Source organism: Sulfurospirillum sp. 1307 (genome assembly GCF_054408545.1).
The window spans coordinates 1,363,899-1,384,247 of record NZ_CP176011.1; the positions used below are offsets into that span (position 1 = coordinate 1,363,899).

Sequence of the window (20,349 nt, forward strand, 5' to 3'; positions counted from 1 at the left end):
TAGTAATTTGTAAAAAAATCTTATTTATCCTTTTTATTTAAGCAATATTAAGTTATACTTTTTTTATAAACCCCTATTATTAGGGAGATAAAGGAGACAAGATGAATTTAAGTATCGTAGGAAAACAGTTAGAATTAACTGATGCAATTAAATCTCACATTGAGAGTGCAAAAGATTCATTGAGTAAATATAATTTAGATATTATTTCAACAAGATGTGTTCTTTCAGCAGATGAAAAAAATGGTAAAAAAGGCTTTAGTGTTGAGTTTGCTATCAATTTAGCTCATAAAAATACAATAGTCATAAAGCAAAAAGACAAAGACCTTTATGCAGCTGTTGATATGGCGATTGAGAGAGCTAAAAAAGTTCTTAGACGTCATCATGACAAAGTTGTTAGTAGTAAACAAAAAGAAGTTGTAGAAGAAGCTGATGCTCCTTACTTCGAGGAAGCTGATGAAATCGTTCCAACTAGACTAGATAGCTATAAGCCAATAGAGATTGAAGAGGCTTTAGAGGAGTTAAAAAACAGTGATAAACAATTCTTCGTGTTTATTGACATGGATGACAAAATGAGAGTTATCTATAAAAGAGCTGACAATAAGTTTGGATTATACTAAAACTAATGGGAAGTCTTTTGACTTCCCAATCTATTTTTTGCTTTCACTAAAATATCTTCTTCAAAATCATAAAATTCAAACTTTGAGCCGCTTTGTTTAACCCCTCCTAAAATATCTCCGCCTTTTCTGTATTTTAAATCAAGTTCAGCTATATCAAAACCATTTTGGCACTTACAAAAAGCATCTAATCTTTGAGATTTTTCTTGATTTGTATATAAAAAACAGTATCCTTTTAAACCATTTCTACTAACTCTACCCCTTAGTTGATGAAGAGTAGCAAGCCCTAGTCTCTCTGCTCCAACTATAACAATTGTTGAGAGTTTAGGAAGTGATATACCAACTTCTACTAAAGTTGTAGCAACTAATAAGCTACCTTTTTCTCTAAAATCTTCTAAAACTTTCTCTTTGTTTTTATCAGCACCATAAGTTACAAAAACATTTTCAAAATTCTTTTCCCAATAAGACCTTGCCTCATCGATAGATTGATACTCAATCACTTCGCTCTCTTCAACCAAAGGATAGATAATGATAATCTGTTTATCTTTTTGTATCTCATCTTTGATATGCTCAATTAAAGCTTTAAAATCTTGCTTTCTTATTACCTTAGTTGTAATATCTTTTTTATAAGGCGTTTCTTTCATAAAGGAAAAATCAACCAAACTTGATTGAATCATACTCATTGTTCTAGGTATTGGCGTTGCTGAAAATTGCAAAAAATGTGGGTGCTTAGACTCTTTGATACTAAGCTGATTTATAAGTTCTCTTTGTTTTGTTCCAAATCTATGTTGCTCATCTACCATAACCAAATCAAACTCTGGTAATTCTCTAAATAAAAGAGCATGAGTACCTATGATAAAATCAAACTCATTTAAATCATCTTTTTTTGAACTACTACTTAGCACTAATCCTACATGTATATCTTTTGGAAGATACTTTGTAGCTTCATCAAAAAGTTGTTTCGCTAGGATTGTAGTAGGTGCTAAAAGAACTGATTTTTTAGGGTAACACATAACAACACTTGCTAAGATTACCATGGTTTTGCCACTTCCAACATCGCCCATTATGATTCTTCTAGCTGCTTTTTTTGAAATAAAATCTTTTTTTATATCGCCAATTGCATTTATTTGGTCATTTGTCAATTTAAATGGTAAAGAAGCTACAAAGCTACTTACATCTGAATCTAGTCTATTTTTTGCTTCAAAGTCTACTTTTTTCTTAGCTAAAGCTCTTAAATAATTATAAATTTCTACGAACTTTAAAACATTTAATTTTGCTTCATCCATGCTTGGGGCTTTAAAGTGAAAATCATTTAAAACTTTTGCTTCGTATTCATTTAAGCCTTCATTCATCAAAGCTTGTATATTGATATATTTTTGGGCTAATGATTGCATAGTTTTACTTTGGAGTGATGTTTTGTATTTTGGTACTATTTGGTTTATGTTTTCTACAATTTGAGGCTGGATCATGGTTATATTGCCATTTTTCCACTCAACCTTACCTCTTACATGTAAACTAGCTCCAACTTTAAAAACACTTCTTTGATAAGCTCTAGCATTAAATACCACTGCAAATATATTTTGCTCCCAAGTAGTACAATAAAGCCTTAGACTCATTGCTCTTCCAAAGCTTACACTTTTTACTTCTACATGTACAGTGTTAAATTCATTTAAAAGTGGAGTTTGATTTATGTAAGTATTTTCGTAGCTTTTAGGGATAAGCAGTGCTAAATCAAGCAGATTACTTACCCCTAGTTTTTTTAATCTTTGGGCGTCTTGATTATCTTTTCTCATTAGTTACAATTGAGAAATTTAGCTTAGTGATTTCATCATGTTTTTTGATAAATTCATTTAAATCTTCAAGACTTAAGCTTTCTATTTTTTCTAACTCTTTTTTACTATACCCAAGCTCAAACCCTCTATAATACTCAAAAAAAGCACGACTTAATCTTTGAGATAGAGTTTCATTTCTTAAAGGCTCACTACCTAAAAGAAACTTCTTAGCCTGTTTTAACTCTTCTTTGCTAACACCGTCTTTTACAAATTTTTCTATCTCTTGTTTTACTATTTTTTTAGCTTCTTCTAAACTTTCATTTTTAGTTTGAAGATAACCTGAAAAATAAGAGTTTGAACTATTGACATGATTTCTAGAGTAAACAGAATACGCAAGACCTCTTTTTACTCTTATCTCTTCCATCAACCTACTTCCAAAACCACTCTCTCCTAGTATAAAAGCAGCAACTTTTGATTTGTATAAATCTTTTGAATTAGGCTCTACATGTAAAGGAGCTCCAAAGTAGATATAGGCTTGTTCACTCGGCTTTATCTCAACCATCTCTTTATTGGTATTTGTAACACTGTATCTTTTTAACTCTCTTTTTTTACCAATTTTTACATCGCTTAGTAGTTTTTGCAAAGATGCTTTAACCTCATCAAAGCTTAAATCACCTCCAATAACAACTATCATATTTGCTAAATCCATGTGAGAATTATAAAAATCTTCTACATCATTTAAACTAAGAGAGTTGATACTTTTTTCATCTCCATTATAGGCATGCCCCAATGGAGTATTTTCAAATAAAATATTTTTTAGATTTAAACTAGCGATATAGTCAAAATCACTCTGTTTTGATGAAATCTTACCCAATGTTATCTGTTTAGTTTTTTCAAAACTCTCTTTTGAAAAGTTTGGATCACTCATCAACTCTTTTAACATATCTAGGCCAAAATCAAATTGCTCTTTTAAAAGAGATAATTCAAAATTAAAAGTTTCAACTCCAGCACTTACGTGTAAGCTGATAGCTCTGTTTTCAAGCTCTGTGGCAAACTTTACTGAGCCTTTTTTCTTACTACCCTCGCCTAACATATTTGCTACAAACCTAGCAAGTCCAGCTTTATTTACATCTTCTATGCTACCTGCTTTTTGTATCACAAGCTGTAAAGAAACTATCGGAAGAGATGAACTCTTCTCATAGATTACAGGAACACTTACACCTTTTATATCAACATTTTTTAAAACTGCACTCACTAAAACTCCTTGTATAAGTAAAATAGCCAATAAAAATTTCTTCATCAAAATTTCTCCAAGATATTGTACGCAGTATCTCTTTTTGCAGGAATTTCTCCAATATCTCTAATCAATTTTATCATCTCTTCTTGATTCATTTGATTTGTAACTCCTGCACTTGCAACGACATTTTCTTCCATCATGGTACTTCCTAAGTCATTTGCACCAAATTTAAGAGCTAATTGACCTATATAGCTTCCTTGTGTTACCCATGAACTTTGAATGTTTTTAAAGTTATCAAGATAGAGTCTACTAACTGCTAAAAGTCTTAGGTATCTATTGGATGATTGTTTTTTTAGATCTGGTATTTCTTCTTTTAGTTTTGTATGAGCTGATTGAAAACTCCACATTATAAAAGCTCTAAAACCTTCTGTTTCATCTTGAAGATCTCTTATCTTCTCCCAATGCTCAATTATCTCTTCGTCAGTTTCAACTGTACCAAACATCATAGTTGCTGTAGATTTTATGCCAACTTTATGTGCTTGTTTGTGAACTTCTATCCAATCTTTAGCACTTAGTTTTTTGGGAGCTATTATATCTCTTACTCTATCGCTTAGTATTTCAGCTCCAGCACCTGGTATTGAAAAGAGCCCTTTTGCATTTAATCTTCTTAAAACTTCTTCATAACTGATTTTTGAAATTCTAGCGATATAATCTATCTCAATCGCACTAAATCCATGAATCGTAATAGTAGGGTAATTTTTACTTATCCACTCTACTAACTCTTCATACCACTCAATCTTTAGTTTTGGATGAACTCCCCCTTGAAAAAGGATTTGAGTTCCACCAATAGCAAGTAATTCTTCAATCTTTTTGCCAATCTCTTCAAAACTCAAGATATAAGCATCATCTTCTTTAGCATGTCTATAAAAAGCACAAAACTTACAATCAACCCAGCAAACATTTGTATAGTTTATATTTCTATCCACTACAAAAGATGTAATCTTATCTGGATGAAGTTCTAGCTTCTTTTTATATGCCATTTCACCTAGTTCATGCAAGTCTGCATTTTGTATTAAATCTAGCGCTTCTTTGTTAGTTAATCTACTCATAAAAACTCTTTCGTTATAATCTATGCGTATTATACATAAAGAAATTTAAACAAAAGACAAATATTTCATTTTAGAAGGATTTATACTCATGATTGATTCTCAAACTTTACTACTTTTTATCACTGCGTCATCTTTACTTGCACTTGCACCTGGACCTGATAATCTTTTTGTACTAACTCAATCCATGAGTAAAGGAGCAAGGCCTGGTATTATGGTGACTTTAGGGCTTTGTACAGGGCTTGTTTTTCACACTAGTGCGGTTGCACTTGGAGTTGCTGCGATATTTCAAACTTCAATAGTCGCTTTTAATATACTAAAATACATAGGTGCTGCTTATCTTTTGTATCTTGCCTATCTATCTTTTAAATCTTCTTCAAAAAGTAACATAAAGGCCGATAAACATAACTTGTCTGATTTAAAGCTCTATAAAAGAGGTATTATTATGAATGTTACAAACCCAAAAGTATCAATCTTTTTTCTAGCATTTTTACCTCAGTTTACAAACCCTCAAAATGGAAATGTAACCATACAGATATTCATACTTGGAGCAATTTTTATGCTTTGTGCATTGGTTATCTTTAGCTCTATCGCAATTTTAGCTGGAAAACTAGGAAATTGGTTTAATCGTTCAAAAAATGCAGAAAATATCTTAAATAAAGTCGCAGGTACTGTATTTGCTGGGCTTGCTATAAAATTAGCATTGAGTGAAAGATAATATGAGTAATTCAACTAAAATTATAAGATTTATAGCTATAGTATCATCATTGACAATTGGTGTACTATTGATAAATTATGTTTTAGAGACTTTTTTAGGGTAGGTAGATATGATGAAAAAGATTTTTATGTTATGTATTGTTGGGATGTTGTATCTTCAGGCACAATCTTTTAGGATTGAAGCAGATGAGTTACTTAAAAATCTAGACTCTTATACTATCTTAGATACTAGAGCAAAAAGTGAATTTGAACAAGGGCACATCAAAAATGCTCTTAATTTTCCAATACAACTTACATATGAAAACCAACAAGAAAATGGAAAGCTTACCTCTCCTACTAAAATGCAACAAATACTACGAAATCTTGGCTTAACGACAGATAGTAAGATAGTTGTTTATGATAGTGGGATATTTTTTGATGCATCTAGGTTATTTTGGGCATTAGAAGTTTATGGATTTCAAAATGTTAAAATACTAAATGCTGGATATCAACAATGGCAAGAAAAAGACTATCCAATAGAGCTAAAAACAAAAAAGACAACACCAAGTAATTATATAGCAACTATAAATCACAAATATTTAGCAACAAAATTTACAACACTGATTGCTACAAAAAACCCAAATCAAATCATCATAGATGCAAGAGCTAAAAGTGCTTACGAAGGTAAACAATCTAGTGCAAAAAGGTTTGGTCATATACCAAGTGCCAATAACATACCAGCTTTTCACAATATCAAAGGACAATCAAAATCATCAAAATTAAAATCCATTGGTGAGCTAAAAGAGTTATATAAAAATGTAGATAAATCAAAAAAAGTAGTAATTTACTGTGCTATTGGTAGAATTTCTTCTACAGACTATTTTGCTCTTAGAGAACTTGGTTATGATGTAGCTAATTATGATGCATCATGGAAAGAATGGGGTAATGATTTTTCTTTACCAATAGTTGGCCCAAAAAACAATGAAGCAAAATCAAAATAATAGTACCAAAAGTATTTGGAATAAATTTTCCATAAAAAGTCAACTTATATTTTTTATGGTATTTTTAGTACTTATCATAGAGATAAGTACCCTTATGATAATAAGAAACATATACAAACAAGACTTAAAAGATTTCGCTCAAAGAGAAGTTACCACGCTAAGTAAATCCATCAACAATGACCTTTTAAAAATTATTTTGAATCCAACAGTAGATGGCTTTACAGATTTAACCTATAGACTCTCAGCATTTGATGTGCTTCAAGGGCTAATTATATATGATGACAAAAATAAACCAATATTTAAATACAAAGATACTAGTAATCTTGAACAAAATCTTTTAGATAAAGATATCTTTTACGCTTCAAACAACCTTTATGCAAAACAATCAATCAGTGCTGAAGGATATGATTTTGGGCATACCTTGATAAATATTAGCTTATTAGATTTAAAAAAGAAACAACAAGAAAATTTAATCAAAATAATGTCGATATTGCCATTGGCATTGCTTATTGGATTTGTCATAAGTTTGTTTTTAAGTAATAGTTACACAAAACCTTTTAACCAATTACTCAAAGCTATGAAAGATTCTGATCCAACAAATAATAACAATATATTTTTAAAAACAGATGCACAAAATAAGATTAAAGAACTATTTGTTGGTTTTAACAATCTCATGAAGCAAATATCTAACTCAACTAAAACACTAAATTTTCAAGCAACACATGATCAACTAACAGGTCTATTTAACAGATTTTATATGGCAAAAAAAGTAAATGAAGCTTTAAAAGATGAAACAAATACGCCTTATGCTCTTATAAAAATAGATATAAACCAATTTAAACTCATAAATAGTACAGTTGGATATCAAAATGGTGATCAACTCTTAAAAATGATTGCATTAAAACTAGATAAATTCAATTCAAAAAATGGTGTTGTTGCTAGAATCGATGGTGATAATTTTATGATTTTATTGAAAAACTTTTCAAAAGAAGATGGAATATCATTTATCAAAAATGAACTAAATTTTTTAAACGATTTTAGATTTTCTACAAAATCAAAATCACTTTCAAGTACAGCAAATATAGCTTTATTACCTTTTATACCATTTGAATATACTACGAAAGAGATAACAAGACATATAGACACTACTATGCAAATGGCAAAAGATAAAGGTATAAATAAATTTGAAGTTTTTAACCCTAACGATGATGTATCAAAAAGATTTAACAGAGAGATAGAAGTAGCAGGTTTTATAAAAGAAGCCCTAAAAGATGGGCCTTCTAAATTTGAACTTTTTGCTCAAGCAATAGTACCTCTTCAGTACAATACAGAAAAAATAAGCTATGAAATTTTGATTAGGATGTGGGATAAAAACAATAATTTTGTCTCTCCTATAGATTTTTTGCCTACAGCAGAAAGATATCAGCTTATGTCAAAGATTGATTCTTTTGTTTTATGGAGTTATTTAGAAATAGTAACAAAGAGCCCTGAACATATTGAGAAACTTCACTCGGTTCACATAAACCTCGCAGGTTCATCCCTTAACAATATTGACTTTCAAACAAAAGTAAAAGAAGCAGTTAATCACTTTGATTTTCCATGGGAAAAATTAGAACTAGAAGTTACAGAAACTTCTGCTGTTGGAAATTTTAATAATGCAAAAGATTTTATAGCTTGGTTAAAAAGTGTTGGTATTGGTCTTGCATTAGATGATTTTGGTACAGGAATGTCTTCATTTGAGTATTTAAAAAGTTTACCTTTTGATGTGGTAAAGATAGATGGAAGTTTTGTAAAAGATATGCATACTGACCCAACAGACAAATCTGTAATAAAATATATACAAGAGATTGCTTCACTAAAAGGACAAAAAACAGTAGCTGAGTATGTTGAAACACAAAAAGATGTAGATGAGCTTACAAAAATGGGTATTACTTATGGACAAGGTTACTTTTTGGGAAAACCACAACCACTTTCTTCTTGGATTGGCTAAAATCATATATTTGTTATACAACTAAGTTAATATTACTTAAACTACTATAAGGATGTTATATGAAAATCGGACTTTTTATACCATGTTTTATGAATGAGCTTTATCCTGAAGCTTCAATGGCGACTTTAAAAATACTAGAAAATTTAAATTTAGATGTAGAGTACCCGATGGAGCAAACTTGTTGTGGGCAACCTCAAGCAAATACAGGGTGCTACCATGAAGCAAACCAGCTTGCTCATAGATTTTTGGAAATTTTTAAAAAGTATGATTATGTGGTTGCTCCTAGTGGAAGTTGTATTAGCATGATTAGAGAGAATTACGCACAATTTTTAGAAGGACTTGATGGTTTTGAGCATCTTAGGAAAAATTCATATGAATTAGTTGAATTTTTACATGATGTTATAAAGCCAAAATCTCTACATGTAAAGCTAAAAGAAAAAGTAAGTATCCATAACTCTTGTCATGCTCACAGAGAGCTTCATATGGCAAGTATGAGTGAAAAAAATGAGCCAGAATTTTCAAAGATAAAAGATATACTCTCTTTAGTAGAAGGCATTGAAGTAGTTGAACCTAGTAGAAAAGATGAGTGCTGTGGATTTGGTGGTACATTTTGTGTCAGTGAAGATGAATTAAGTGCGGCTATGGGACTAGACAAGGTAAATGATCACTTAAGTACTGGTGCTAAGTACATAACAGGAGTTGATATGTCGTGCCTTATGCACATGCAAGGCGTAATTGATAGAGAAAAACTACCAATTAAAACAGTTCATATCGCTCAAATTTTAGCAGGAGAATTATAATGGGACATCCCGAACTTGCAGCAAAATTTGTACAAAATACAAAAAGAATGCACTGGCATGATAAAGCGTTGTGGTTTGTTAGAGAAAAACGAGACTTGGCAGCTCATGGAATTGATGAGTGGGAAGAGTTAAGAAGAGTTGCAAGTGAGATAAAAAAACACACTATAAATAACCTTGATAAATACCTATTAGAATTTGAAAAAAACGCCAAAGAAAAAGGCATACATGTACACTGGGCAAAAGATGCAAAAGAGCACAATGATATTGTTTTAAAACTCTTAAATGATATTGGAGCAAAAAAGCTTGTAAAAAGTAAGTCTATGCTAACTGAGGAGTGTCACTTAAATCCTTTTTTAGAAAAAAATGGCATTGAAGTTGTTGATACTGACCTTGGAGAGAGAATAGTCCAATTAAGAAAAGAGCCTCCATCTCACATCGTTCTTCCTGCAATTCATCTTAAAAAAGAAGATGTAGGAACTACTTTTGAAGAGCATTTAGGAACACAAAAAGGAAATAGTGATCCTACTTATCTTACAAGAGAAGCAAGGATTCATTTAAGGGAAAAATTTCTAAATGCTGATGCTTCGCTAACTGGTGTAAACTTTGCTATTGCAAACACAGGAGGTATTGTAGTTTGTACAAATGAAGGAAATGCTGATTTAGGTGCTAGTTTACCAAAACTTCATATTGCAAGTATGGGTATAGAAAAAATTATACCAAGATTGAGTGATTTATCTGTTTTTACTAGATTATTAGCAAGAAGTGCAACAGGACAGCCAATCACATCTTATACTTCACATTATCACGCACCAGTTATAGATGGACAAATGCATATAATTATAGTAGATAATGGAAGAAGTGAAATAATAGCAAGTGATGATTTTAGACAATCACTAAATTGTATTAGATGTGGAGCTTGTATCAATACTTGTCCAGTTTATAGAAGAAGTGGTGGACATAGTTATGGCTATACAATCCCTGGCCCAATCGGCTCAACTCTTGGAGCAAGCAAAGATCTTCGCTCAAATAAAACGCTACCATTTGCATGTACACTTTGTGCATCTTGTTCCAATGTATGTCCTATAAAGATAAATTTGCACAACCAACTCTATAAACACAGACAAAATGTTGTAAAAGAAGGATTATTAAGCTTTAAAAAACATACTGCTTTAAAAATGGCTACATGGCTTATGAAACATCCAGCTTTGATGGATTTTAGTGGCAAGTTGGCAAGGAAAATTGTTCCTAAGCTTCCAAGAGCTATTATTTACTCTAAATTTAATGCTTGGGGTAAGAAAAGAGAATTGCCAGAATTTCCTAAAAATAGTTTTAAAGAGCTATATAAAGCAAGGAGAAAATAGTGACTTCAAAAGATACGATTATCAACAAAATCAGAAACAACTTACCAAATCAAAAGACTAAGTTACCAGATACTAACATAAAACATATGAAATATGAAGATAAAAATGAAAAATTTGCAAACTCTTTAAAATCTGTTGGGGGAAATGCAATATGGTTGCAAAATGAAAGTATAGATGAATTTGTACAAAAAAGTTATACAGATGCTAGTGTAATAGTTTCTACATGTAAAGACATTTCTTGTGCAACTCTTGATATAAATAGTATCAAAGACCCACACGAATTAAAAGATGTTGATTTAGCAATCATAGAAGGTGAGTTTGGAGTAGCTGAAAATGGTGCAATCTGGGTAGTTAATCCAAATGATATACCAAGAGCTCTTTACTTTATAGCCAAACAACTCTTAATTATTGTAAAAAAAGATAATATTGTAGATACTATGCATGAAGCATATGAAAAAATAGAGTTTAATGAAGCAGGATATGGAACATTTATCAGTGGACCTTCAAAGACTGCTGATATAGAACAATCTTTAGTAATTGGAGCACATGGCCCAACTGATGCTTGTGTTTTGTTTGTATAATTAAGTAACGTGCGTTCAGTTTAAAAGAGGCTCAAAACCAATAAATTACTGCTAGGTAATTTATTGGCTACTCTGTTTTGTTAACATGTGTCCTTTTAGTAGTTTTTGTAATAACAAATCTTCTACACTTTGTCTTGAATCAAAAATAGCTTTATACCATTTACAATTTGCATAAAATCTCCTTCAGTCCTTTTATAGTACCAAATTATTACTCCCCTAAAAAACAAACTCAATAATCAAGCCGCATAAGCAATACTTGGATGCTTGAAAAAGTTAGCAACTTTTTCTTCATTTTTTGAGATCTCATTCATATATTTTCAGTATTTTTTCTCAGTTGTGTTTTTGTAAAAGGGATATTATTTTTATTAGCATTTCTTTTATAATCTTGATTGAGATATTCATCAGGATTAAACTCTGGAGAGTATGGTGGCAGATAAAATATAGCTATCTGATTTTTATGTTCTTCAATCCAAGCAGTTACCAGTTTAGCATGATGAACTCTGAGGTTATCTACAATTATATAGACCTTTTTATCAGATGAATCTATCACCTTTTGCAAGAACTCTATAAATCTATCAACATTTATACTCTCATCATACAGACTGAACATAGTTTTACCTGTATTGGTAATAGCACTGATCATATTGATCTTAAACTTTTGTGCAGGATGGTCAAGTACAGGTTTTATTTTACTTCCTTTTTTTGCATATCCTTTAAGATTGGATGGTAACGATACGCACGCTGTCTCATCTCCCCACCAGATAACTGCATCTTCAGCTTTAGCCTGTTTCTTTATCTTTGGATACTCCTCATTAAGCCACTTCTGTGTTTTTTCATCTTTTCTCTCATAAGCGCGTTTGATTGGTTTCTTTGAAGTAAACTCCCATTTCTTTAGATAGTGCCCTACTGTAGATATTACAGGAAACTTTTTGCTATCGCAAAACCGCATTTGCTAGTTTTGGCATATCAATATCTAACTCATGTTTGATAAGTTGTTTGACTGCTTCACTTGTCCAAAGTGCAAATTTAAATTTTAGTTGTTGTGGGGTTGTATCTATAAGTTGGCGGATAATTCGTTGTTCCTGTTCATTACTAAGAGTTTTACCTACATTTTTTGGTCGACCTGTCTTCTTTTCAACTATCGCTTTTTTACCATTTTTTTTATAAGCGCTGTACCATCGTGAAGTTGTCTCTGGAGCAACTCCTAAAATTGTTGCTGTCTCTTTATTTGAATGACCAGACTCTCTTAACTTTATAGCCCGATTCCTCAAAACTGTAATGTTTTTTGATCTACTATGACAGATTTATTTATAATTGTAAAGCTGATGTATTAGTCCATAACATATGGCACTGAGGATTTATTTTGATAATGGGGGCGTGGGTGAGTGATAGTGACATTGGAAAGCTTGTTTTCTGATGTCACTGTTCGCTCCTCCCGCTTGTTATCTGGTGCGGATCACCGGAGAACTAGCGGGTGTTCAACCCGCACGTTTTGTTATAGATTGAATACTACTTGCATATTCGATTATCACTTACCAAAGTATTATTTATTCCCCAATTATCACATGGAATTTCTTCAATGATTACAAAAGTGGTTTTGGGATTTTTTCCTAAAACCTTTTCTAAAAGTTTAGTTACTCCTGAAACTAATTTTTGTTTTTGTTCTTTGGTTGTATTTTCTTTTGTTATTTTAATATTAACATATGGCATTTATTTTACTAACTCTTGATACTCTTTTAAAAGTTCTGGTGTTTCAATAGAACCATGATGATGTACTTGTTTAAAAACTCCATCAATAAGTTTAAATATCCTACTTGTTCTAATTGCAAGTTCTAATTTTTGGTCACCTATTTGTACATAACCTCGTTCTCTTCCTATTGCACAAAATCCACCGTTTAAATCAACTATTGTATAGTCATAAAATTCAACATAGACTTTCGCCTTACTATTAAATATACGACTATAGACTGATTGAATTTCATCCCAACCTCTTTTAATTCCACCTAGTGGATTATCCATAGCTATCTCTTCAGCTTGTAACCAATTTTTTGACATTAACTCAAAATCCTGATTGTTAAATGCACTATAAAATTGTGCTAACACTTGTGTTGGATTTGATAAATCTTCAAAATCTTCTTTACCTGTAATTGCTATCTGTATTGTTTTCATATCTTATCCTTGACTGATTAGTTAAGTATATCGTAATTAAACCAATCAGTCAAGAGAATATTATAAGTTTTTTAATTGAAGTTCTAGTTGGTTTATTACTATTAAATAATTTTGTTCATTTTGAGATTTTTTTGCAGTTATTAAAGCACCTTCAATTAGTGCAACTATAAACATTGATAACTCTTTTGTATTGCATTGTTTTATCTCTTTAGTCTCAATAGCTTTATCTAAAGCTATTTTTATAATATCTTCAAAATAAAGATATACATCTTCTAAAGCATTTTTAAATTCTTTATCAGATGGTGACAATTCTTGAATAAGATTATTAAGAGGACATCCTTTAATAAAATTAAATTTTGATGTATCTTTTATGATAAGCAATAATTCATCTATAATATTTTTTTCAATAGTTAATAGACTACCATATTTTTCTGATAAATTATTTTTTATAATTTTATCAATAACATCTAACATTAATTCTTTTTTTGACTTATAAAGATGATACATTGAACCTTTGTTTACATTTGCTTTTTTTAGAATGGCACTTAAGCCTGTGCCATGATAGCCGTTTTGATATACTTCTTCAAATGTTGCTTGTAAAAGTTTCTCTTGTGTTGTTGGTTGATTTTTCATAATATTGGATTATATCATATATGTTATTTTAACTATATAACTTAGTATCTATAACATTGGCTACTCTATTTTATTATCATTTACAATCAATCGTACAGCCATCATAATCTGCAATATTTCCATTACTATCATATTTATAATCACAGCAAGAAAAAAACTTTTTGCTTAAGCTTTTTTTTGCCCTAAAAAGTTGAGATTTTATAGTATTTAAGGGTAAATCTTTTTTTAAAGCGATCTCTTTTAAAGAGTATTGTTGTAGTTGTGTCAATTCAAGAATTTCTTTTTCTTTTTCTTTTAATGAATCAAGAACTGGCACTAAACATTCTGATAGCGGATGTTTTTCTTCTATCTTTTCTTGAAAATCAGGTAAAGGTCGATTGATTTTTCTATAATAGTCATAAATAGTATTTTTTGTGATTTTATAGACCCATCCTCTGATGTGTTCATTTTGAGAATGGAGCGAAATAAAAATCTTAAGTGCAACTTCTTGCATAATATCTTTTTGAATATCTATATCTTTGACACGAGAGAGTACAAAAGAAGATAACTCTCTTTCATACTCTTTCCAAATTAATTCAAAGTTCATTAGTTACAACAACTTTTACTATCTTGTGAACTTGAACATGATAGAATTTTTGATGGGTTTTCACTCGTTGGCATACAGCATCCATCAACATTATTTGCACCATCTTCACCAAAAATTTCTATATCATTCATAGAATGATAATTTTCCCACACTATACCAATTGGGTCTTTTACCCAGTATTTATCAGACTCTTTGTAACAACATACTGCACCAGTATCTTCTTTACCGATAATATTATGTTTTTGAAAAAGTGTTTGTGCCTCTTTTAATGCTTTACTACTTTCATACTGAATGCCTAAGTGATTAAGCCCCTTTTTATAACCTCGTGTTGAAATAGCAAAATTTAAAGATAAATCATCTATTAGCCATTGTGCATAATCTTTTTTGACTTTTGTAGGTTTAGCATGTAGTTGTATTGTATAAAACTCAATTGCTTTTTCTATATCATCTACTGAGATGTGAAGGTGTAATTTTTTTCCTAAATGTTGCATAATTTGCTCCTTAGCATTATTTAATATGTTAGTGATTTTCAAATAGTTTAAAACTATATGAACTAACTATAAAAGAAGACGATATAAAATCAAAAAAGGGTGCAATATTATATAATAACTATTTATTGTATAAACAAAAATGCTAACTAAACAAATCTTAATATATAATCAATTGATAATATTTAATAATTTATTGATATAAAGGTATATTTGCCTTGTATTGCACCTTAATTGATTTTATTTGTGGTTAGGTACTTACATAATTTGAGATAAAATCACCACTGATGCCATTAATGCTATAACGGCGTGATGGAAAAAGTGGTGAAACCAATGGATATGATTAGTTTTTTCTACTATCCAATCAGCAGTTATAAAAATCACTATGATACAAACTGCCAAAAACAATTTTAAGCTCATAATAGTACCAATTAAACTTATATCATAATATTTAAAGAGAATGTAACCTCCACTAAAAACAAGAAAACCGATGTTTACAAACATCAATTTTCTAGCTCTTGCAGTAATTTTTGGGCCAAAAAGTTTATATTCACTTTTATCACTATTATGTTTTATAACATCAATAACATAAGTTATGAAAAAAATTGAACCCACAAATAACATAACACTATATAAGTGAATAATTTTGAAAATCAACAAATCAATTGGCATTTCTTAATTTCCTTTTCTTTCTTATATTTTTGATTTTTTCAGTTGTAATTTGAGAAATAAATACTCCACTTAAAATGATAAATGAAGCTATTATCGCACTATATGTCATCTTTTCGCCAAGTATCAAGTAAGATAAAATTACAGCAAAAATTGGTATTAGATTTATATAAATTGAAGCCTTACTAGCTTCTACTCTTCCTAAAGCAAAATTAAAAAGTCCATATCCACCAATTGTAACAACAATCCCTAGATATACAATCCATAAAATGGCCTCTGTGTTAAAATTCATAGCTACCGAATTGTACTCCCAAAGCGCAAAAGGGAAAAAGAAAATTGCACCAGCAAACGCTTGCATTGCTGTTAGAAAAATTGGCGAGAACTTTTTTGTTAAATGCCTTGTAGAAATTGCATAACCTGAAGCTACTATCATAGCACCAAATTCTAGTGTATTGCCAAGTAAAGGATTTGAAGCATGCTCACTTCCGCTTGAGCTTAAACTAAGCCATATAGCTCCACTTACTGCTAATAATGAGCCAATGATTACTTTTCTTGTGATTATCTCTTTTAAAACAATTCCAGCTCCAATTGCTGTAATTAGTGGCATCATAGAAGTTATCATTCCAGCTTGCCCTGCACTTGTGTACTCTAAGGCTCTTGATTCAAACATAAAATACAAACAAGGCTCAAACAATACCATCATTACAATATATTTAATATCTTCTTTGGTAAAATCTAGCTTCAAAAATCCACGAACAAAATATAAAAAACAAATGCTTGCTATAAACATTCTTCCAAACATTACTGTCATCGGGCCAATTTCACCAATTGCTGATTTCATAGCAATAAAAGAACTTGCCCAAACAAACATCGCCATAACTAAAGCAAAAATTGCAATAAAATCAATATCTCTTTTTACCATTAATAACTCTTTTTTTAGTGGAATAGTACCATATTTTTGATACAATCTGACATGAATTTTATAAAGGGCACCTCTAAAAACCCTAAAAGGTCCCAGAGGGAAGAAAAAAAGATGAGATTGTAAAAAATCTTTTTTGAAGCGTAGCCGTAGCTACGGTGATAAAAAGTTTTTTGCAAGATCGCTTTTTTTATCCCTCCCGTAGGGCTTTTCATAGAGAGTAGTACTCGGCGTTAGATAACCTTCAATGTAGCTATGGCTACACTGAAGAACATCTGCCTTGATTACAACTCTCTATGAAAAGCTGAGACCATTTAGGGTTATTAGAGGTGCCCTAAAATTAATTTTTATCTCAATTATTGTAATTGTTTTTTTTAATTACTTTCAATCAAACAATGATGAATTTGATGGGAGTGTTATGTTGCCTTATGGAACTAAAGTAGTAGCTTTTGGAGATAGTATTACTTATGGGTATAAAGTAGATAGGGACAAGACATATCCTGGACAACTAGCAAATTTACTACAAGTAGAAGTAATAAACGCAGGAAAAAATGGTGAACTATCAGCTCAAGGGTTAAGAAGACTACCAGAAGTTTTAGATAAATACAACCCACAAATTCTCATAATTTGTCATGGAGGAAATGACATATTAAGAAAAAAAAGTTTGTATAAGCTAAAAGAAAATCTAATCAACATGGTAAAAATAGCAAGAAAAAGAAATATACATGTAGTTATGATTGGAGTTCCTACAGTTGAGCTTATTTCTTTAAGTACAGCACAAATTTATTATGAAGTAGCCGAGGAGTTAAATGTACCTTTAGAAAGTGATGCCCTTGAGAAAATATTGGCTGATGATTCATTGAAAGTTGATTATGTTCATCCAAATGCAAAAGGATATGAAATACCTAGTAATAAAGTTGCCAACTTAGTAACTTCAACTTTTGAACCTAGCAACTAACTCTTTTACATAGTTTTGGGCTAAAGACATAATCTCATCTTCATCAAGTGTAATCATTTTATTTTCACTAGGAACATTGTGTATGAGTACTACAAATTGGCTACAAGTTTTAAAAAGCTCTTCAGGACTCATTTTTGCCATCTCTTCTATTACCTCTTCTGGAAGGTTGTTGGCATCTAATTGACTTAAACTAGTTATTTGTGCTAAAAAGTTTTCTATTGTTTTATTCAAATTGTTTCCTTTTTATATTTTTTGATGAAATTATGCCATAATTTGAAAACTGTATAAAAAAGTAACTTTTTATAATATAAACGAAACTAATATCTTTATAAAAATAATTATAAAATCAATAAATACACAAATATGTCTATTTTAGTAACAATATAGATATAATCAAAAAATGACTTCTTTATATAAAATATTAAAAATATTACAATGTTACTTTTTTTCACAAAATATTCTTTTTTTGTTTATTTCTTTGATAAAAATAAACATTGCTATGTAAATGCTATTTTGAAGTTTTATTATTAACCATGACAAAAAACTACTAAGGAGAACTTATGAACCAAGAAGTTGCTGATGCTTATTGGAAAGAGAACATCTCAACAATTATTAAATTGTTAGTTGTTTGGTTTGCCGTTTCATACGGCTGTGGAATAATCTTCCTTGATGAGCTTAATGCTATCGAGTTTGGAGGATTCAAGTTAGGATTCTGGTTTGCACAACAAGGTTCTATTTATGTCTTCGTTATTCTAATCTTTGTTTACGCAAAGATGATGGAAAGAATAGAAGAAAAATATGATATACATGAATAAGAAGGATATATAATGGAATTACAAAGTTTAATTTATCTATTTGTTGGTTTATCATTTGCTCTTTACATTGGAATTGCAATTTGGGCAAAAGCTGGATCAACTAAGGAATTTTATGTTGCTGGTGGAGGAGTTCACCCAGTATTAAATGGTATGGCAACAGGTGCAGATTGGATGAGTGCTGCTTCTTTTATCTCACTTGCTGGTATTGTTTCACTAAAAGGTAGTGATGGTGGTGCTTATCTTATGGGCTGGACTGGTGGTTATGTACTGCTTGCGATGCTTTTAGCACCATATTTGAGAAAATTTGGTAAATTTACTGTTCCAGATTTCGTTGGTGATAGATATTATTCTGATTTAGCTCGTACTGTTGCTGTTATATGTGTAATATTTGTATCATTTACATATGTTGCAGGACAAATGAGAGGTGTTGGTATCGTTTTTTCTAGATTCTTACAAGTTGATGTAAACACAGGTGTACTTATCGGTATGGCTATCGTTTTTGTTTATGCAGTACTTGGAGGTATGAAAGGGATTACTTATACTCAAGTTGCACAATATTGTGTTATGATTTTTGCTTTTACAGTTCCAGCAATCTTCCTTTCTCTTCAAGTAACTGACAAATTCTTACCACAAATTGGATTTGGTAGTACTATACCTTTTCAATTCGATGATGGTATAAGAATGATTGATAGCGGAACTTACTTACTACATGCACTTGATACTTCTATGACTGATTTAGGCTTTGGTGCTTATACAGTAAGTCATGGTGGTACTTGGAATGTTTTTATGCTAACAACCGCACTAATGCTTGGAACTGCTGGTCTTCCTCATGTTATCGTTAGATTTTTTACAACGCCAACAGTTAAAGGCGCTAGAATTTCAGCTGGTTGGGCTTTAGTGTTTATCGCTATTTTATATACTCAAATCCCTGCAGTTGCTGGTTTTGCTAGACTTAACCTAATCAAAAATCTTCAAAATGTTGAATATGCAAAATTCGTAAATGGAGAAGCAAAACATCTTGATGGAACTACAAACAATGGTAGATGGTTTAAAACTTGGGAAAATTCTGGACTAATTGGATGGACAGATAGAAACCATGATGGTAAAATCCAATTTGCTGCTGGAAAAGCATTTGATAATAAAAAAGGTAAACCAGTTTATGATGGAGACAAAAGAGGTGCTAGTGGTGAAAGACTAGTTAAAAACTCAATGCCAGCTCACAATATGAGTGCTGAAGAGATGAGAGCAAAAGGTAAAATTGTTAATGAATTATATCTAGATAGAGATATTATCGTTTTAGCAAATCCTGAAATCGCTGGTCTTCCAAACTGGGTAATTGCAATCATCGCTGCTGGTGGTTTGGCTGCTGCACTTTCTACTGCTGCTGGATTGTTACTTGTTATATCTACTTCAATTTCTCATGACCTTTTAGGAAATATGCTTATGAAAGATCCTGAGACTGGAAAATCTAAAATGAGTGAAAAAGCTGAGTTACTAGCTGCAAGAGCTGCTGCTATAGTTGCTATTTGTGTTGCTGGTTATCTAGGAATAAACCCTCCAGGTTTTGTTGCTCAAGTTGTTGCATTTGCTTTTGGTCTTGCTGCTGCTTCATTCTTCCCTGTAATTGTTCTTGGAATCTTCTATAAGAGAATGAATAAAGAAGGTGCAATTGCTGGAATGTTAACTGGACTTATATTTACATTTGGTTATATTGTATACTTTGTATTTATGGGTGGGGACAAAGCTGATTATCTATGGGGAATTGCTCCAACTGGAATTGGAACAATTGGTATGATTTTACACTTTATAGTTGCTATAGTAGTAAGTAAAATTACACCTCCACCACCACAAGAAATTCAAGACTTGGTTGAGAGAATTAGAATACCAAGAGGTGCTGGTGCTGCGCACGATCACTAAAAACATATGTACACCACTTCGGTGGTGTACTTTTAGT

23 protein-coding genes are annotated in these 20,349 nt (G+C 31.1%); 10 read left to right on the forward strand and 13 right to left on the reverse strand.

Annotated elements, in window-relative coordinates:
• The first annotated feature begins 101 nt into the window (after positions 1-101).
• Complete coding sequence (gene hpf / locus ACKGJI_RS06910) at positions 102-617, forward strand: ribosome hibernation-promoting factor, HPF/YfiA family (RefSeq protein ID WP_458699554.1); 516 nt, start codon at positions 102-104, stop codon at positions 615-617.
• Between the two features lie 2 nt (positions 618-619).
• Here the strand turns inward: hpf and recG are convergent, their stop codons facing one another.
• From recG to ACKGJI_RS06925, 3 genes are read right to left on the reverse strand one after another with little or no spacing between them, the layout of a single operon-like run.
• Positions 620-2,407 (reverse strand): ATP-dependent DNA helicase RecG, encoded by a 1,788-nt coding sequence (gene recG / locus ACKGJI_RS06915; protein ID WP_458699555.1) that lies wholly within the window; start codon positions 2,405-2,407, stop codon positions 620-622.
• The gene (locus ACKGJI_RS06920; protein ID WP_458699556.1) at positions 2,394-3,686 is read right to left on the reverse strand and encodes a M16 family metallopeptidase; all 1,293 of its coding nucleotides are present in this window, start codon (positions 3,684-3,686) and stop codon (positions 2,394-2,396) included. Before ACKGJI_RS06920 ends, recG begins: the two co-directional genes overlap by 14 nt.
• A complete protein-coding gene (locus tag ACKGJI_RS06925) occupies positions 3,686-4,732 on the reverse strand; it encodes a dehypoxanthine futalosine cyclase (protein WP_458699557.1) in 1,047 nt (348 codons plus the stop codon). The genes ACKGJI_RS06920 and ACKGJI_RS06925 overlap by 1 nt, the downstream gene beginning before the upstream one ends.
• A gap of 88 nt (positions 4,733-4,820) precedes the next feature.
• Here ACKGJI_RS06925 and ACKGJI_RS06930 point away from each other — a divergent pair, with 88 nt between their 5' ends.
• The 6 genes from ACKGJI_RS06930 (at position 4,821) to ACKGJI_RS06955 (ending at position 11,158) form a co-directional block, all read left to right on the forward strand.
• The gene (locus ACKGJI_RS06930; protein ID WP_458699558.1) at positions 4,821-5,447 is read left to right on the forward strand and encodes a LysE family translocator; all 627 of its coding nucleotides are present in this window, start codon (positions 4,821-4,823) and stop codon (positions 5,445-5,447) included.
• Positions 5,448-5,556: 109 nt separating this feature from the next.
• Positions 5,557-6,426, forward strand: coding sequence for a sulfurtransferase (locus tag ACKGJI_RS06935; protein ID WP_458699559.1), 870 nt, complete (start codon positions 5,557-5,559; stop codon positions 6,424-6,426).
• 94 nt (positions 6,427-6,520) lie between these two features.
• On the forward strand, positions 6,521-8,416 hold the full coding sequence (locus tag ACKGJI_RS06940; protein WP_458699560.1) for a DHHW family protein: 1,896 nt from the start codon (positions 6,521-6,523) through the stop codon (positions 8,414-8,416).
• A gap of 59 nt (positions 8,417-8,475) precedes the next feature.
• On the forward strand, positions 8,476-9,216 hold the full coding sequence (locus ACKGJI_RS06945) for a (Fe-S)-binding protein (RefSeq protein WP_458699561.1): 741 nt from the start codon (positions 8,476-8,478) through the stop codon (positions 9,214-9,216).
• Complete coding sequence (locus tag ACKGJI_RS06950) at positions 9,216-10,577, forward strand: lactate utilization protein B (protein WP_458699562.1); 1,362 nt, start codon at positions 9,216-9,218, stop codon at positions 10,575-10,577. The genes ACKGJI_RS06945 and ACKGJI_RS06950 overlap by 1 nt, the downstream gene beginning before the upstream one ends.
• Positions 10,577-11,158 (forward strand): LutC/YkgG family protein, encoded by a 582-nt coding sequence (locus tag ACKGJI_RS06955; RefSeq protein WP_458699563.1) that lies wholly within the window; start codon positions 10,577-10,579, stop codon positions 11,156-11,158. The genes ACKGJI_RS06950 and ACKGJI_RS06955 overlap by 1 nt, the downstream gene beginning before the upstream one ends.
• A gap of 307 nt (positions 11,159-11,465) precedes the next feature.
• Here ACKGJI_RS06955 and ACKGJI_RS06960 read toward each other — a convergent pair whose 3' ends face one another.
• The 9 genes from ACKGJI_RS06960 to ACKGJI_RS07000 form a co-directional block, all read right to left on the reverse strand.
• Positions 11,466-12,107 (reverse strand): IS630 family transposase, encoded by a 642-nt coding sequence (locus tag ACKGJI_RS06960; RefSeq protein WP_458699564.1) that lies wholly within the window; start codon positions 12,105-12,107, stop codon positions 11,466-11,468.
• Positions 12,091-12,429 (reverse strand): helix-turn-helix domain-containing protein, encoded by a 339-nt coding sequence (locus ACKGJI_RS06965; protein WP_458699565.1) that lies wholly within the window; start codon positions 12,427-12,429, stop codon positions 12,091-12,093. Before ACKGJI_RS06965 ends, ACKGJI_RS06960 begins: the two co-directional genes overlap by 17 nt.
• A gap of 238 nt (positions 12,430-12,667) precedes the next feature.
• Positions 12,668-12,868 (reverse strand): tautomerase family protein, encoded by a 201-nt coding sequence (locus ACKGJI_RS06970; protein ID WP_458699566.1) that lies wholly within the window; start codon positions 12,866-12,868, stop codon positions 12,668-12,670.
• Entirely contained in the window at positions 12,869-13,327 is a 459-nt protein-coding gene (locus ACKGJI_RS06975) for a YybH family protein (protein WP_458699567.1), read from the reverse strand.
• A gap of 60 nt (positions 13,328-13,387) precedes the next feature.
• Complete coding sequence (locus ACKGJI_RS06980; protein ID WP_458699568.1) at positions 13,388-13,960, reverse strand: TetR/AcrR family transcriptional regulator; 573 nt, start codon at positions 13,958-13,960, stop codon at positions 13,388-13,390.
• Between the two features lie 76 nt (positions 13,961-14,036).
• Positions 14,037-14,546 (reverse strand): sigma-70 family RNA polymerase sigma factor, encoded by a 510-nt coding sequence (locus ACKGJI_RS06985; RefSeq protein ID WP_458699569.1) that lies wholly within the window; start codon positions 14,544-14,546, stop codon positions 14,037-14,039.
• On the reverse strand, positions 14,546-15,037 hold the full coding sequence (locus ACKGJI_RS06990) for an ArsI/CadI family heavy metal resistance metalloenzyme (RefSeq protein ID WP_458699570.1): 492 nt from the start codon (positions 15,035-15,037) through the stop codon (positions 14,546-14,548). Before ACKGJI_RS06990 ends, ACKGJI_RS06985 begins: the two co-directional genes overlap by 1 nt.
• Before the next feature lie 255 nt (positions 15,038-15,292).
• Complete coding sequence (locus ACKGJI_RS06995; RefSeq protein ID WP_458699571.1) at positions 15,293-15,706, reverse strand: hypothetical protein; 414 nt, start codon at positions 15,704-15,706, stop codon at positions 15,293-15,295.
• A complete protein-coding gene (locus ACKGJI_RS07000; RefSeq protein ID WP_458699572.1) occupies positions 15,696-16,625 on the reverse strand; it encodes a DMT family transporter in 930 nt (309 codons plus the stop codon). Before ACKGJI_RS07000 ends, ACKGJI_RS06995 begins: the two co-directional genes overlap by 11 nt.
• Positions 16,626-16,902: 277 nt before the next feature.
• On the opposite strand from ACKGJI_RS07000, the gene ACKGJI_RS07005 reads away from it, so the two are divergent.
• On the forward strand, positions 16,903-17,580 hold the full coding sequence (locus ACKGJI_RS07005; RefSeq protein ID WP_458699573.1) for a GDSL-type esterase/lipase family protein: 678 nt from the start codon (positions 16,903-16,905) through the stop codon (positions 17,578-17,580).
• Here ACKGJI_RS07005 and ACKGJI_RS07010 read toward each other — a convergent pair.
• Positions 17,557-17,811, reverse strand: a complete 255-nt coding sequence (locus ACKGJI_RS07010) for a hypothetical protein (RefSeq protein WP_458699574.1) — start codon at positions 17,809-17,811, stop codon at positions 17,557-17,559. The genes ACKGJI_RS07005 and ACKGJI_RS07010 overlap by 24 nt on opposite strands.
• Before the next feature lie 329 nt (positions 17,812-18,140).
• On the opposite strand from ACKGJI_RS07010, the gene ACKGJI_RS07015 reads away from it, so the two are divergent.
• Complete coding sequence (locus ACKGJI_RS07015) at positions 18,141-18,395, forward strand: DUF4212 domain-containing protein (protein WP_458699575.1); 255 nt, start codon at positions 18,141-18,143, stop codon at positions 18,393-18,395.
• A 12-nt stretch (positions 18,396-18,407) separates the two neighbouring features.
• Positions 18,408-20,312, forward strand: coding sequence for a sodium:solute symporter family protein (locus ACKGJI_RS07020; protein WP_458699576.1), 1,905 nt, complete (start codon positions 18,408-18,410; stop codon positions 20,310-20,312).
• Positions 20,313-20,349: the final 37 nt, after the last annotated feature.

What these genes read in the sequence shown, in the direction of transcription:
- hpf (WP_458699554.1), top strand. Translation starts at nt 102, where the DNA reads ATGAATTTAAGTATCGTAGGAAAACAGTTAGAATTAACTGATGCAATT.
- recG (WP_458699555.1), bottom strand. Translation starts at nt 2,407, where the DNA reads ATGAGAAAAGATAATCAAGACGCCCAAAGATTAAAAAAACTAGGGGTA.
- ACKGJI_RS06920 (WP_458699556.1), bottom strand. Translation starts at nt 3,686, where the DNA reads ATGAAGAAATTTTTATTGGCTATTTTACTTATACAAGGAGTTTTAGTG.
- ACKGJI_RS06925 (WP_458699557.1), bottom strand. Translation starts at nt 4,732, where the DNA reads ATGAGTAGATTAACTAACAAAGAAGCGCTAGATTTAATACAAAATGCA.
- ACKGJI_RS06930 (WP_458699558.1), top strand. Translation starts at nt 4,821, where the DNA reads ATGATTGATTCTCAAACTTTACTACTTTTTATCACTGCGTCATCTTTA.
- ACKGJI_RS06935 (WP_458699559.1), top strand. Translation starts at nt 5,557, where the DNA reads ATGATGAAAAAGATTTTTATGTTATGTATTGTTGGGATGTTGTATCTT.
- ACKGJI_RS06940 (WP_458699560.1), top strand. Translation starts at nt 6,521, where the DNA reads ATGATAATAAGAAACATATACAAACAAGACTTAAAAGATTTCGCTCAA.
- ACKGJI_RS06945 (WP_458699561.1), top strand. Translation starts at nt 8,476, where the DNA reads ATGAAAATCGGACTTTTTATACCATGTTTTATGAATGAGCTTTATCCT.
- ACKGJI_RS06950 (WP_458699562.1), top strand. Translation starts at nt 9,216, where the DNA reads ATGGGACATCCCGAACTTGCAGCAAAATTTGTACAAAATACAAAAAGA.
- ACKGJI_RS06960 (WP_458699564.1), bottom strand. Translation starts at nt 12,107, where the DNA reads ATGCGGTTTTGCGATAGCAAAAAGTTTCCTGTAATATCTACAGTAGGG.
- ACKGJI_RS06970 (WP_458699566.1), bottom strand. Translation starts at nt 12,868, where the DNA reads ATGCCATATGTTAATATTAAAATAACAAAAGAAAATACAACCAAAGAA.
- ACKGJI_RS06975 (WP_458699567.1), bottom strand. Translation starts at nt 13,327, where the DNA reads ATGAAAACAATACAGATAGCAATTACAGGTAAAGAAGATTTTGAAGAT.
- ACKGJI_RS06980 (WP_458699568.1), bottom strand. Translation starts at nt 13,960, where the DNA reads ATGAAAAATCAACCAACAACACAAGAGAAACTTTTACAAGCAACATTT.
- ACKGJI_RS06985 (WP_458699569.1), bottom strand. Translation starts at nt 14,546, where the DNA reads ATGAACTTTGAATTAATTTGGAAAGAGTATGAAAGAGAGTTATCTTCT.
- ACKGJI_RS06990 (WP_458699570.1), bottom strand. Translation starts at nt 15,037, where the DNA reads ATGCAACATTTAGGAAAAAAATTACACCTTCACATCTCAGTAGATGAT.
- ACKGJI_RS06995 (WP_458699571.1), bottom strand. Translation starts at nt 15,706, where the DNA reads ATGCCAATTGATTTGTTGATTTTCAAAATTATTCACTTATATAGTGTT.
- ACKGJI_RS07000 (WP_458699572.1), bottom strand. Translation starts at nt 16,625, where the DNA reads ATGGTAAAAAGAGATATTGATTTTATTGCAATTTTTGCTTTAGTTATG.
- ACKGJI_RS07015 (WP_458699575.1), top strand. Translation starts at nt 18,141, where the DNA reads ATGAACCAAGAAGTTGCTGATGCTTATTGGAAAGAGAACATCTCAACA.
- ACKGJI_RS07020 (WP_458699576.1), top strand. Translation starts at nt 18,408, where the DNA reads ATGGAATTACAAAGTTTAATTTATCTATTTGTTGGTTTATCATTTGCT.